Genomic DNA, 12615 nt, shown 5'->3' with positions numbered 1-12615 from the left:
AAATGAAAGAGTCGATTGCGGCCCTGTTGGCGGGTGTATTGTTTGGTATCGGGCTGGCGGTGTCGGGCATGTTGATTCCGGATAAGGTGCTGAACTTCCTTGATGTGGCCGGACACTGGGACCCGAGTCTGGCGCTGGTGATGGGCGGCGCCTTGATGGTGACCATTCCTGGCTATTATCTGGTGACCCGCAAACCCCGGCCGGTGCTGGCGGAGAGCTTCAGTCTGCCCTCGGCGACGGCGATTGATCGCCGTCTGTTGCTGGGTGCGGCGATGTTTGGCGCAGGCTGGGGGCTGAGCGGTTTGTGTCCGGCGCCGGCGCTGGTCAATATCACCACCGGCCTGGTTGATGTGCTGGTGTTTGTCGGCGCGATGCTGGCGGGTATGTTGCTGCACAAGCTGACGCAACGCGCTTGAAGCGCCCTTGCCCCGATGGCCGCAAACGGACTAGAGTAATCGGCCTCGGGATTAACGGATGCAGTCATGGCGCACAGGCCGACACTTAAACAGCTTAACTATCTTTGCGCGGTCGCGAAGCACCGACACTTCGGGCAGGCCGCCAAATCCTGCCATGTCTCCCAGCCCACCCTGAGTGCCGGTGTTGCCGAGCTTGAAGACAATCTGGGCGTCACCCTCGTCGAGCGCGACAACAAAAGCGTGTTGCTCACTGATATCGGTCAGTCGATTGTGGCGCGTGCCCAGCGGATTCTGACCAATGTCGATGATCTGGTCGCACTGGCGGAATCGGCGGGCAAGCCGTTTACCGGCAGCCTGCATTTGGGGGTGATTCCCACCATCGCCCCCTTTCTGTTGCCGCAGTTTCTGCCGCGCTTTCGCAAAAAATACCCAGACTGCCAGCTTTTTATTCGCGAAGACCTGTCTGGCAATCTGGTTGAGCGCTTGCGCGGTGGTGAGCTGGATGTGGTGCTGTTCGCTCTGCCCTATCCCAGCGACGGGCTGGAAGTGGAACACCTGTTTAACGACGAGTTTCTGCTGGCCTATTACGAGCAGCATCCGCTGGCCACGAAAACCCCGCTGGTGAGTGCGGATTTGCAAGGGCGCGATGTGCTGTTGCTCGAAGATGGCCACTGCCTGCGCGATCATGCTCTGGAAGCTTGCCGCCTGAGCGAGCGCGATGTCACCGCGCCGTACCAGGCTACCAGCCTCAATACCATTGTGCAGATGGTGGCGAACCAGATCGGGGTGACGCTGCTGCCGAAAATGGCGCTGGACGGAAAAATACTGAGCGGGACTCAGGTAAAAACCCGTCCCTTTGACAAGGAAACCGTGCAGCGCTCCATCGGGCTGGCCTGGCGCAAACACAGTCCGCGCCGGGAGGAATTTCTGCTGCTGGGCGAGTTTATCGGACAGCAGAAGCGTTGAGTCGTTAAACGCTTACCCTGACGCCCGGAATACGATACGCTGGAAGTACATTCCCGTTTTGTCACTTATCTATAGCACCCTGATAGTTGGCTCAGCGATCTCCGTATGAGGCCAGCGCATGACAGAACTCCGTCTGAGTTACCAAACCGTCGAGTTTGGAAAAACCGATATCCATCTGTGTACGCTGCGCAATACACAGGAATTCCACGACCCTGAAAACATTGCCGAAAACCTCGGTATCAGCTCGGCGTCCTGGCCGCTGTTTGGCGTGCTGTGGCCGTCGAGCCTGGTGCTCGCCCATTTCATGGCGGATTTTGAGACCGGCACCAAACGCATACTGGAAGTGGGTTGTGGCATTGGTCTGTCCAGCCTGTTGCTGAATAAACAACAGGCCGACATTACGGCCACTGATTATCACCCGGAAGTGAATGGGTTTTTACAGCGCAATGCCAAGCTCAATAACGACAGAGCCATTCCCTTCGAGCAGTCCGACTGGGTTAACTGCGACGACAGCCTGGGGTTGTTTGATGTGATTATTGGCAGCGATTTACTGTATGAAGATGCACACGTCGATCTATTGGCAAGGTTTATTGACCGCCACGCCAAAGCGCACTGTGAAGTGATTATTGTTGATCCGGGCCGCGGCCGAAAGAACAAACTTAAACAGCGGATGGAAAACTTCGGATTTACCGCGGCGCAACATAAACCGCCGCATACCGATTATCTGGAAAAAGCCTTCAAGGGGCATATTCTGAGCTTTGTGCGCGGGGAGCCAGACAAGCCTGATCAGGCGGCGGAGTGAGACTTACTCGTCATGGACCTGCGGCCGGGTCTTCTGCAGGGTGTGGCTGATAATCCGCAGCCGCCGTTCCAGTTTGTCTTCCATCTGCACGAGCCGTTGATTGATGCCGTGGTGGCTGCGCCGGTAGTCGTGCAGTTTCTGCTGGAAGGGCTCGCTGGTGTAGATCAGCAGCGTCAGGCCCAGGGTGAGGGTTAGCGCCCCCAGAGGAAAGGGCGAAAACAGGATCAGGGTGCCGGCGATGACCAGTACCCAGGCGATGCTCAGCTGTATGTAATACCGAATTTTGGCGCTCACGCTCACTTCCTGCGGGACGGGTGGCTCTATAGCTCTGCCAACAAAACTTCCGTCGGCTGTAACGCTAACCACTATAGGGCATCCAAGTGCCTGTAGTCTTCGTAATACGGTTACTTTTCACGAATGGGTCACCAACTTGCGGTTTAATTTTTCCCTGCTTGGCATGTCTTTGCTGCTGTTGCTTACTAATGGTGCAGCTGGCGCAGAGTCGTCCGCAGCACCAGCCCTTGAAGAAGTGGTGGTTTCGGCCACCCGCAGTGGCGATACGCTGGCGGATACGCCAATCTCGGTGACAATAACCGCCGATCTCGAGCTGCGGGAGACCGATATCACCGATCTGGAGGCCTTGTCGGACCGCCTGCCCAACGCCCAGTTGGCGATTACCCCCACCAACACTTTCCTTTTTGTCCGCGGGTTGGGCACGGGTAGCGTGCGCAGCGCTGAGCAGTCGGTCGGCTTCTTTGTGGACGGGGTCTTCCTGGGGCGCCCCCAGGTGGCCCTGTTTGATTTTCTGGATGTGCAACAGGTGGAGATACTGCGTGGGCCGCAGGGCGCTGTACTGGGCAAGAATACGGTCGCCGGCGCCGTCAATGTACAAACCGCGCCAGTGACCTGGGAACCGGAAGGTTACGCCGAGTATCAACGCGGCAGCGATGGTCGCCAGCGCCGTCGCGCGGCACTCTCCGGTGCACTCAGTGACAGTTTTGCCGCCCGGGTGGCGGTGGCCGATGTCGACGAGGATGGCTTTCTGTTCAATACCACGCAGCAGCGCACCGATCTTTCGCGCCCGGGGCGCAGCGGCCGCATCAAGCTCGCCTGGACGCCGACGGACAATCAGCGCTATGGCTTGAGTGTTCAGCGGGCCGATATCCGGCAGCGCGGTGACAGTTTTGAATTGAGCCAGGCCAATGAGGAGACGCTGACGTTGTATCGACAGTTTGACCCGGAAACCTCAGCCGATATCACCGACAACCGAACTCACACCGACAACCGCAATTCCGGCGCAAAGATCGAAGGGCGCGACCTGATCTTAAGCGCCGAATGGGAGCTGGATGTGGGCCGGCTGCGCTTTCTTGGCAGTCGCTCCCGCCAGGATACGGTGGCGGATTTCGATGTGGATATCAGCCCGGTTCCTTTTCTGACCTTCCCTTCGGACGAGCGCTATCGCCAGCAAAGCGCAGAACTGCGTTTTGACAAACTCTTCGGCTGGGGGGATGTCAGCAGCGGGCTCTATTACTTCCAGTCCGATCTGGACTTGCTGGCGGATATCAATGCTTTTGAAACAGGGCTGGGCGCGGTGCTGGCGCCGCTGGCGGACAATGTCATTGGGGCGGGTTCCGGCTCGGTGATTACAGACCTCAGTGCGCTTTTGGCGACCACGCCGGCAGCGCCCGACCCGGACATGGCGGCTACAGGCACCAGCCGCCATCGCCTCGTGCAGCGCCAGGAGACCTTGTCGGCCTTCAGTTCAGTTCGATGGGATTTTTGGGATATCTGGACGCTGCGTTTCGACGGTCGCTATACCGAAGAAACCAAAGAGGGGGATTTGGGCATTGAATTTTTCGGCGGCAGTGGCCCGCTCCTTGGCCAGGCACTGGGTGAGGAAGAATACCAGCTCAGCGCCACGCGTCGTGAATATGACTTTTCACCGCGCCTTTCGCTGCTCACGGATATTGCGCCACAGTTAAGTAGTTATATAACAGTAGCCCGGGGCTTCAAATCCGGTGGCTTTAACAATCTGGCCGCGGTGCCGGAGCGCGCCGAATTTGATGAGGAAAACTCAACCACCTACGAGCTGGGTTTGCGTCTCAGTCCGATCAACGGCTTCAGTGGTGAGCTCGGCGTTTTCCGAAGTGATTTCAAGAATCTGCAGGTTGCCGCGCTCGACGGCACCGAGTTTTTTGTAGGTAACGCCGCTCGCGCAGAAATTCAAGGCCTGGAGCTCTCTTCCCGCTGGCAGTCGAGCTGGGGTTTTTCCATCGGTCTGTCTCTGGGTTATCTCGACGCGGAGTATGAGGACTACGACAATGCGCCCGCGCGTGCCGACTCCGATCAAGACAGTCAGGACCTCAGCGGTGAGGTATTGCAGCGGGCGCCGAAATACTCCGGCAGTGTGCAGCTGGGTTTTCAGGGTTTGTTGCCGACCTTTGAATTGCCCTTTGCGCTGGGCCTTGTCGCCGAGGGTGCCAGTGAACAGTTTTTGAATGTGGATCTCGACCCGATCGACAGTCAGCCGGACTTTATTCGCTACAGTGCTTTTGCCGGCTTGAGCAGCCCGGCCGGGCGCTGGAATTTTCGGGTCGTCGGACGCAATCTGACCGATGAAGTCGTGCGCCGTGAGGCGGGAGATATCGCCATTGTCGGCGCGCATTTTGTGGGAGTCTTTCCGCCGAAAAGCTTGTCGGCAGAACTTGGTTTTCGCTTTTAGAAATGACGTTGTCGATTACGACAACAGGAGCAAGAAATTATGAAACGTTTGGCGCTGGGTTTTATCGCCCTGTTCTGTTGGAGCACGCTGATGGCCTTGCCACGCACCGTTGAACTCGATCAGGCGACACTGGCGGCACAACCGGTGGATGTGTTGTCAGCAAATTTTGTTGATCGCGTTATCCACGATCTGCCGGTTGACAGACATCTTGAACTCTTCGAAAAGCTTGATCCGGATGCGCTGGATAAAGCGCTTGATACTCAGCAGAAACAGCTGACCTTCTGGATCAATATCTATAATGGCTATACCCAGTACTTTCTCAAAACGGACCCCACGCTGTATCAGGAAGATCGCAGCGATTTTTTCGGCAAGGAGCAGATCGCAATCGCCGGCTACACGGTCAGCATGGAAGATATTGAGCACGGCGTATTGCGTCGCGGGGCGGTTGTGTTGTCACTGGGTTTCATCCGTAACCTGAGTCTGCGCAAACCTTTTATCCGCAAATTTGCGGTAAACGAAGTGGACTACCGCATTCACTTTGCGCTGAATTGCGGGGCAAAAAGTTGCCCGCCGGTGGTGGCCTACCAAACACGTTGGGTAGATCGGCAGCTGGATGACAGCAGTAAGGATTATCTGCAGCTCCATGTGGAATATTTGCCGGACGACAATCGGGTTTATGCGCCGGTTTTAATGAGCTGGTTCAAGGCCGATTTTGGCTCCCACGATGACCAGCGCGCGATACTGAAAAAGTACGGAATAATCCCTCAGGACAAGGATCCGAAGATAAAGTATCTGGATTACGACTGGACGATGCAGATTGAGAATTATCGGGCTTATACGTATTGAGCAGGGAGCAACTCTAACACTCTGTCATTGAGATGACAGAGTGTTAGATGAAACAGTGGTCTTTAAATATCCTGCATCACTTTCTGTAAGACCGTCGTCGCAAAATTTTCAATGATCTGGTCTTCCTGATGCTGCGCGACCATGATGCGGCTCATTATGTAGCCATAGCGCAGGCCGGCATATATCCAATAGTATTTGTAGTGCTCGCCGCTGAAGCCTGAAGCCTTTTCCCAGCGCGCGACCGTGTCTTCATAACTGGGCAGGCCTTCCATGCGGGGAATGCCGAGACCGTCCGAAAAGAAGTAATCCAGGTAGTTCCACCAGGCCAGGTCCTGCAACGGGTTGCCGAGGGTGATCATCTCCCAGTCGAGGACGGCGGTAACGCTTTTGCAGTCTTCGGCAAACAGCATGTTGCCGATACGCGAGTCGCCCCAGCACAAACCGAACTCTTCCTTTTTGGGCTGGTTTTCTTTAAGCCATTGCATCACTGGGTCGCAGATCGGGTGGGGCCGACCTTCCATGGCCCACTTGCCGTAGTTCTCCCAGTAGGCGAGTTGTTGTTGCAGCGGGTTTGCGCCGAGTTCAGGCCGCTCCAGAAACTCAAAACCGAGGGCTTTGTAGTCGCGACACTGACGGTGCAGGTTGGCCATGGTGTCGATACCGGCGTTCCACAGGCTTTCCCGCTCTTGTGGGCCTATCTCGTTCAGCATCCAGCCGTCCATGCTGTAGGGAGGCATATCCGGGGGCACCCGACCCTCGGATTTTTTCATAATGTAAAAGCCGGTTCCCAGCAGCGAGGTGTCCAACTCCAGCCCCAGCAGGCCCGGCGCCGGTACATTGGTCTTGCTGCCGACAATATCCATGGCTTTGTACTGAATCGACAGGTCGTACTCGGGAAATACCGGCCTTTCGATCTCGGGCTGCAGTCGGCCTACACATCCTTCTTGGTGTGTCTTGCCATCTTTTTCGTATTCGATATCAAACAGCAGGGTGACATTGGACATGCCAGTGGTTTCGGGGATTTTCAGCTCCGGAATGCGGACCGGCCCGTCGGACTGCAGTTTTCGGGCAAACCACTGCTCGAGCTTTTTGCGGGTACCGTCAATGTCTTCAACCAGTGGCGTGGGGCGTTCGTTTTCCACGGGAGTCTCCTCGTCCGTCGCTGTTGTTATTTAAAGGGTGTTGGGCGGAGCTTAGCAACAAACTCTACGACCGTATAGTGAATGAATATTTAGCTTTCTACGCCCTTCGGCTAAGGTGGGAGCACCAATAATAACGAGAGCCTGATCATGCACTTATTGATAGCCGGATTACTGCTGTGGGCGGCAGTTCATTTTTCGATTCGCCTGCTGCCCGCGCCGCGTCAGCGACTTATCGACACCTTGGGCAAGTGGCCCTACCAGGGCCTGTTTTCGTTGCTGATGGTGGGTGCCATTGTGCTGCTGGTGCAGGGTTGGCAGAAGATGGGCGCGGGCGGGGCCTTGTGGTCTTTTGATTGGGCCCGACCGGTTAGCCTGGCACTGATGGCGCTGGCGGCCTGCCTGTTTGTCGCGGCCAACGCGCCTACCGATATCAAACAGTTCCTGCGCCACCCCCAGTTGCTCAGCGTGGTGATCTGGTCGGTAGCCCACCTGCTGGTCAACAGCGACCCCCGATCGATCTTGCTGTTTGGTGGTCTGGCCCTGTGGGCGCTGGCGGAAATTCCGCTGATTAATGCTCATGCAGGCGACTGGGTTAAGCCGGCTCCGGTTGGTGCGGGAAAAACCGCGGTGTCGGCGGTGGTGGGTCTGGCGGTATTTGCAGGGCTGCTCTATGGGCATCCGTGGCTGGCTGGAGTTTCTTTGATTTAGAGGACTGAAGCCTTCGCTGCGGTGATTAGTTTTCCGGCTGCCAGACCAGTTCGAGCTGATCGAGCTCGCGGGTGAAGTTGCCGTGGTAGACACCAAAGCGCTTGCTGCGCGCTTCCCGGTAGGCGGTTTTTACCGCCGCATTGGCGCTGGGGTAGGCGACTTCATCCCAGTCGATTTCTTCTTCCCGGAAAAAGCCCACATCGATGGCCTCGTCACCACAGGCGCAGTCTTCCGTGGTCACCGTGGCGCGCATGCCAATATACACTTCACTGATAAAATTGATTGAACCTATCATGTAAGGCGTGAAGGCCTCGGCGGGCAGGCGGATGCAGGTTTCCTCCCACAGCTCGCGCGCTACGGCTTCGCGCAGGGTTTCGCCGCTTTCCATAAAACCGGCGGGAATGGCCCAGTGACCGGCGCGCGGCGGATTGCCGCGCTTCATCCACAGCAGTTTGTCGCCGCAACTGACAAAGGCCGCCACCAGAATCTTGGGGCCGGGGGGATAACTCAAATGCCCGGCGGCGCAGCGCACGGCCTCGCCGCGCCCCTGAATACTCTGTTCAGTAAGGGCTACACCGCACTCCGGGCAGTATTTCATACCAGCTTGGTTTGTTCGCCTTCGCTGCGCGCAATGATCACCGTCGCGCAACTGTCGCTGAATACGTTAACCGCAGTGCGCATCATATCCAGCACGCGGTCGGTAATCATCAGCAGGCCAATGCCTTCCAGCGGCAGGCCGATTACGCCGAGGATTATCGAGATCGCCACCAGGCTGGCGGCGGGAATGCCGGCCACGCCGATCGAGGTCAGCAGGGCCACCATCACGATGGTGAACTGCTGCACAAAGTTCAGCTCAATGCCAAAGGCCTGTGCGATAAAGATGGCGGCGACGCATTCGTAAAGTGCGGTGCCATCCATATTCACCGTGGCGCCGAGGGGCAGCACGAAGCCGCGCACCCGCTGGCTGATGCCGGCTTCTTCCATGCACTCCATGGTAATGGGCAGGGTGGCCGAGCTGGACGCCGTTGAAAACGCCGTGAGCATGGCCGGTGACATGGCCTGATAGTGCTTGGCGGGGTTAATGCGGCCGAGGAATTTAAGTAGCAGCGGCATGGTGATAAAGGCGTGTATGGCGAGTGCGATCACGACTGTAAAAAAGAACACTAGCACCGGTTTAAAGCTGGCAAAGCCGGTATCGGCGACAGTTTTGGCAACCAGACCGAATACCCCGAGGGGGGCAAATTTCATCACCCACAGGGTGATCAGGGTCATGATATCCATCAGCCCGGTGAAAAACTCGCGCACCGTATCGGTCTGTTTCGATACGCTTTGAGACAGAAAATAACCAAACAGCAAACTGAAAAAAATCAGCCCCAGCATCTGACCTTCGGCGGCGGCGGCAACAATATTGGGCGGCACCATGCGGATAAACACATCCACCACATCGGCCGTGCTTTTGCCTTCTACCTTGGTGAGCACTTCTTCAACCGAGCTGTCGCCGGTGAGGCCGGCGGCGAGATCGGAGCCGGTACCCGGCTGTAGCAGGTTGACCATCATCAGGCCGACCAGAATGGCCAGCAGACTGCTCATCATATAGAACAGCACGGTCTTGCCACCCAGCTTACCCAGGCCTTCGCCGTCGCGAATATTGGCGATGCCGCTGATGATCGAGGCTGTGACCAGTGGCACAATGATCATCTTCAGGGCATTGAGAAACAGCGTGCCTAGAAAGGCGTAGACGGCGTAGAAGGTAAGGCTGCCGATTCCGGCCTCTGCGCCGGTGATGGAGCCGATAACCACGGCGAGAACAATAGCGATGGCAATCTGCCAGTGAAGCGCGACTTTTTTCATAGTATTTTCAACAATATGCCTCGACACTACACTTTAACGTTCACGGCGCGCGGACGCCACCGCACAACTCAGGGAGAGTTTAATGGAAATTAATCTGGGTATCTTACTGACCCTACTGTTGATCGTAGTTCCCTTCTGGAAAATCTGCGAGAAGGCGGGCTACTCCGGCTGGCTGTCGCTGTTGGTAATGCTGCCCCTGATAAATATCGGCTTTCTGTTTTTCCTCGCCTTTTCGGACTGGCCGCGGGATCGGAACAAGCCCGCTGACTTTGGTGGCCAGTAGCTTACGCAGGGCCCAGTGCCTGCCACTGGCGAACATGGGGCGGGTCGTCGTCGAGCCAGCGCGCCTGCCCGTTCTCGACCACTAGGATTTCCTCCCACTTGGCGCCAACCCCGTCGGCGCCGGCGTGGGGTTCCACCAGCCACAAGCCATCGTGGGCGCCGTGATCGGACGCTTTTGAGCTGTTCCACAGCGGGCTGCGCCGGCCGATACCCTTAGTGGCGAGACTGTCCTTCAGTTTGAACCAGCTCAGGCTGACCGCGTCAAAGCCCTGCATTCGCAGTGGTATGGGCAGGCGCGGCGTTTTTATCGCTCGGTGCCCGAGCACCTCACCCGGATGCTTGGTGTGCACAGGCTCATAGCCTGCCGCACGCATGGTGCTGGCTACATTGTCGGCAATGGCCTGAAAATGTTCGCCACGATTTAGCGCCGCGGGCACGCTGTCGCGGTACTGGGCCAGGTGGCGCATCATGGCGTTATGGTCCGCCCTGTCGCCAAAACAGGTGCTGTAAGAAGTATCGACCATGTAGCCTGAAAACAGCGGCGCGGCGTCGAGAATGACACTGTCACCTTCGACCAGCGCTCGATTTTTGGGGAAGAAATGCCCCAGCGACCAGTCGCCGGGCAGGGCGGTGCGCTCGCCAAACAGCACTACCGGTAAATGAAAAAAGGAATCGGCGCCGGCTTTGCGATAGCGTTTGACCAGCGTGTGGGCAATAGCCTTTTCGGTATCACCGGCGCGCAGTCGGGAGGCAGTGTCTTCGAGGATATCAAAGGACAGATGCTGCAAATCCCGAAAGCGCTGTAACTGACGGGCAGAGAATCGCCGGGTTTTTATCAGCATGTGCGCGCCCTCTTCACAATCAAAATAACGCAGCTGTAATTTCGCCGCTTGCTGCGTCTGAGTATGCTTGATCGAATAACAAACTGACAGGAGGCTCTCAATGACGCAAGCGCTGGCCCCGGCTCCCGAGCGGATTACCGAAGACGACAACTTTATTGCCGAGGCGCTGAAGGACGCGTCGATTCCCACCCTGATGCTATCGATGATCCATATGAGCGGCGACACCGCACTGCTGGATGGCTCCATTCGCCCCATGGGGGTCTACCTCAACGAAGTGCAGGGCTATATGTCGGAAGAAGACAAGGCTGCAATTCGGGAGCAGGCACTTGAGGTTATCAAGCGCTATCGGGACAACGGCTGCCAGCCAGTGCGCATCGATGATCACGAAACGATCCGCCGCATGATGAGCTTTCTGGTCGCCGAGGAAGTCCCCGCCGACTATGTACCGATGATGCTCGAAGAAATGGAGCTGGACGGTGATGCCCGGCAAATTGACTGGAGTGAGATTCCCGCCGAGCAGCGTGCCGATTTTCATGTGACGGTTGTCGGTGGTGGTATGTCCGGTGTGCTGGCGGGCATTCGACTGAAAGAGGCCGGTATTTCGTTTACCGTTATTGAAAAAAATGCCGGCGTAGGCGGCACCTGGTATGAAAACCGCTATCCCGGTTGCCGGGTGGATGTGGGCAATCATTTTTACTGCTATTCCTTTGCGCCCAACCACGACTGGACCGAATATTTTGCCCAGCAACCGGAACTGCAGAAATACTTTGAAGACTGCCTGGATCGCTTCGATCTTCGCGAGCATTTCCGCTTTAACACGGAAGTGGTGAAGGCGGAGTACGATGAAGATAAAAACCAGTGGCAGGTCACTACCCGGGATAAACATGGCGCGGAACAGCGCCACGCAACCCAGGCGCTGATCAGTGCGGTGGGACAGCTGAACCGACCGAAGTTGCCGGATATCAAAGGCAGAGATAGTTTTAGCGGCATCGCCATGCACTCTGCCCAGTGGCGCTCTGATGTGGATTACAAAGGCAAACGTGTTGCGGTAATCGGCACCGGCGCCAGCGCCTTTCAGTTAGTGCCAACCATTGCCGACGATGTTGCCGAACTGAAAGTGTATCAGCGCTCGGCGCCCTGGATGTTTCCCAATGTCGACTACCACCGCAAGGTTGAAAGCGGCGCCCAGTGGTGTATGAAAAAACTGCCCTTCTACTCGCGCTGGTATCGCTTTCTGCTGTTCTGGCCGGCCTGCGACGGCCTGCTGCCCAGCCTGAAAATTGACCCGGACTGGCCGCACCAGGATAAATCCATCAATGAAATGAACGAGATGGTGCGCGAAGTCTTCACGGACTGGATGAAGCAGCAAGTGGGCGATGATGAAGAACTATTGGCCAAGGTTATCCCCGACTACGTGCCGCTGGCCAAGCGCACCCTGCAGGACAATGGCAGCTGGCTGACCGCGCTGAAAAAACCGCAGGTGGAATTGCATACTGACGGCATCCGCGAGATCACCGAAAATGGCGTGGTGGATAACAACGGCAATCTGTTTGAAGCGGACATCATCGTTTACGCAACCGGTTTTTACGCTAACCGCTTTCTCTGGCCCATGGAGATTATCGGCCGCAATGGACAAACATTGCGTGAGCAGTGGGGTGAGGAGCCGGAGGCCTATCTCGGCATTACCGTGCCGAATTTCCCCAACCTGTTTTGCCTTTATGGCCCGGGCACCAATCTGGCCTTTGGTGGCAGCCTTATTTTCAACTCCGAATGCGAAGTGCGCTACACACTCTCAGCGCTGAAAACGCTGATCGCCGAAGGGCGGCAGGCCATGGATGTGAAACCGGACGTGCACGAGGGCTACCAGCAGCGCCTGCAAAAGGAGCTCTCAGAGATGGTCTGGTCTCACCCGACGGTGAAACACAGCTGGTATCAAAACGACGCGGGCAAAGTGACAGTGCTCTCGCCCTGGCGCCTGCGTGATTTCTGGGAGTGGACCCGCTCGGTTAACCCGGACGACTATCAGTTTTTGTAGACA

13 protein-coding genes are annotated in these 12615 nt (G+C 56.8%); 8 read left to right on the top strand and 5 right to left on the bottom strand.

Annotated features, from left to right (window positions below; all coding sequences use genetic code 11):
- Positions 1-2: 2 nt before the first annotated feature.
- The 3 genes from ABY734_RS00450 (at position 3) to ABY734_RS00440 (ending at position 2184) form a co-directional block, all read left to right on the top strand.
- Positions 3-416, top strand: coding sequence for a DUF6691 family protein (locus ABY734_RS00450; RefSeq protein WP_372776982.1), 414 nt, complete (start codon positions 3-5; stop codon positions 414-416).
- A 66-nt stretch (positions 417-482) separates the two neighbouring features.
- Complete coding sequence (locus ABY734_RS00445) at positions 483-1382, top strand: hydrogen peroxide-inducible genes activator (RefSeq protein ID WP_372776981.1); 900 nt, start codon at positions 483-485, stop codon at positions 1380-1382.
- Between the two features lie 118 nt (positions 1383-1500).
- Positions 1501-2184 carry a methyltransferase gene (locus tag ABY734_RS00440; protein WP_372776980.1) on the top strand — a complete coding sequence of 228 codons (684 nt, stop codon included), beginning with the start codon at positions 1501-1503 and terminating at the stop codon, positions 2182-2184.
- A 3-nt stretch (positions 2185-2187) separates the two neighbouring features.
- Here the strand turns inward: ABY734_RS00440 and ABY734_RS00435 are convergent, their stop codons facing one another.
- Positions 2188-2478: a hypothetical protein gene (locus tag ABY734_RS00435; RefSeq protein ID WP_372776979.1), complete on the bottom strand. Its 291-nt coding sequence runs from the start codon at positions 2476-2478 to the stop codon at positions 2188-2190.
- 136 nt (positions 2479-2614) lie between these two features.
- On the opposite strand from ABY734_RS00435, the gene ABY734_RS00430 reads away from it, so the two are divergent.
- Both ABY734_RS00430 and ABY734_RS00425 read left to right on the top strand, forming a co-directional pair.
- Positions 2615-4906, top strand: coding sequence for a TonB-dependent receptor (locus tag ABY734_RS00430; RefSeq protein ID WP_372776978.1), 2292 nt, complete (start codon positions 2615-2617; stop codon positions 4904-4906).
- A gap of 39 nt (positions 4907-4945) precedes the next feature.
- On the top strand, positions 4946-5752 hold the full coding sequence (locus ABY734_RS00425; RefSeq protein ID WP_372776977.1) for a DUF547 domain-containing protein: 807 nt from the start codon (positions 4946-4948) through the stop codon (positions 5750-5752).
- 62 nt (positions 5753-5814) lie between these two features.
- On the opposite strand, the gene ABY734_RS00420 is transcribed toward ABY734_RS00425, so the two are convergent.
- Positions 5815-6894 carry a phosphotransferase family protein gene (locus ABY734_RS00420; RefSeq protein ID WP_372776976.1) on the bottom strand — a complete coding sequence of 360 codons (1080 nt, stop codon included), beginning with the start codon at positions 6892-6894 and terminating at the stop codon, positions 5815-5817.
- A 147-nt stretch (positions 6895-7041) separates the two neighbouring features.
- On the opposite strand from ABY734_RS00420, the gene ABY734_RS00415 reads away from it, so the two are divergent.
- On the top strand, positions 7042-7602 hold the full coding sequence (locus ABY734_RS00415) for an NnrU family protein (RefSeq protein WP_372776975.1): 561 nt from the start codon (positions 7042-7044) through the stop codon (positions 7600-7602).
- 25 nt (positions 7603-7627) lie between these two features.
- On the opposite strand, the gene ABY734_RS00410 is transcribed toward ABY734_RS00415, so the two are convergent.
- Positions 7628-8200, bottom strand: a complete 573-nt coding sequence (locus tag ABY734_RS00410) for an NUDIX domain-containing protein (protein ID WP_372776974.1) — start codon at positions 8198-8200, stop codon at positions 7628-7630.
- Positions 8197-9453 carry a dicarboxylate/amino acid:cation symporter gene (locus tag ABY734_RS00405; RefSeq protein WP_372776973.1) on the bottom strand — a complete coding sequence of 419 codons (1257 nt, stop codon included), beginning with the start codon at positions 9451-9453 and terminating at the stop codon, positions 8197-8199. Before ABY734_RS00405 ends, ABY734_RS00410 begins: the two co-directional genes overlap by 4 nt.
- A gap of 82 nt (positions 9454-9535) precedes the next feature.
- On the opposite strand from ABY734_RS00405, the gene ABY734_RS00400 reads away from it, so the two are divergent.
- Positions 9536-9736, top strand: coding sequence for a hypothetical protein (locus ABY734_RS00400; protein ID WP_372776972.1), 201 nt, complete (start codon positions 9536-9538; stop codon positions 9734-9736).
- A 1-nt stretch (position 9737) separates the two neighbouring features.
- On the opposite strand, the gene ABY734_RS00395 is transcribed toward ABY734_RS00400, so the two are convergent.
- Complete coding sequence (locus ABY734_RS00395) at positions 9738-10577, bottom strand: M24 family metallopeptidase (RefSeq protein ID WP_372776970.1); 840 nt, start codon at positions 10575-10577, stop codon at positions 9738-9740.
- A gap of 100 nt (positions 10578-10677) precedes the next feature.
- Between ABY734_RS00395 and ABY734_RS00390 the strand changes: the two genes are divergently transcribed.
- Complete coding sequence (locus tag ABY734_RS00390; RefSeq protein WP_372776969.1) at positions 10678-12612, top strand: flavin-containing monooxygenase; 1935 nt, start codon at positions 10678-10680, stop codon at positions 12610-12612.
- Positions 12613-12615: the final 3 nt, after the last annotated feature.

Source organism: Litorivivens sp. (assembly GCF_041624475.1).
In the GTDB taxonomy this organism is placed as follows: Bacteria; Pseudomonadota; Gammaproteobacteria; order Pseudomonadales; family Spongiibacteraceae; genus Litorivivens.
The sequence above is the reverse complement of the archived record's forward strand: the minus strand, read 5'-3'. Positions and strand labels throughout refer to the sequence as shown.

Bases quoted from the DNA above. Each gene is read 5' to 3' on its own strand.
- ABY734_RS00425 (WP_372776977.1), top strand. From the start codon at position 4,946: ATGAAACGTTTGGCGCTGGGTTTTATCGCCCTGTTCTGTTGGAGCACG.
- ABY734_RS00405 (WP_372776973.1), bottom strand. From the start codon at position 9,453: ATGAAAAAAGTCGCGCTTCACTGGCAGATTGCCATCGCTATTGTTCTC.
- ABY734_RS00390 (WP_372776969.1), top strand. From the start codon at position 10,678: ATGACGCAAGCGCTGGCCCCGGCTCCCGAGCGGATTACCGAAGACGAC.
- ABY734_RS00440 (WP_372776980.1), top strand. From the start codon at position 1,501: ATGACAGAACTCCGTCTGAGTTACCAAACCGTCGAGTTTGGAAAAACC.
- ABY734_RS00400 (WP_372776972.1), top strand. From the start codon at position 9,536: ATGGAAATTAATCTGGGTATCTTACTGACCCTACTGTTGATCGTAGTT.
- ABY734_RS00450 (WP_372776982.1), top strand. From the start codon at position 3: ATGAAAGAGTCGATTGCGGCCCTGTTGGCGGGTGTATTGTTTGGTATC.
- ABY734_RS00395 (WP_372776970.1), bottom strand. From the start codon at position 10,577: ATGCTGATAAAAACCCGGCGATTCTCTGCCCGTCAGTTACAGCGCTTT.
- ABY734_RS00415 (WP_372776975.1), top strand. From the start codon at position 7,042: ATGCACTTATTGATAGCCGGATTACTGCTGTGGGCGGCAGTTCATTTT.
- ABY734_RS00445 (WP_372776981.1), top strand. From the start codon at position 483: ATGGCGCACAGGCCGACACTTAAACAGCTTAACTATCTTTGCGCGGTC.
- ABY734_RS00410 (WP_372776974.1), bottom strand. From the start codon at position 8,200: ATGAAATACTGCCCGGAGTGCGGTGTAGCCCTTACTGAACAGAGTATT.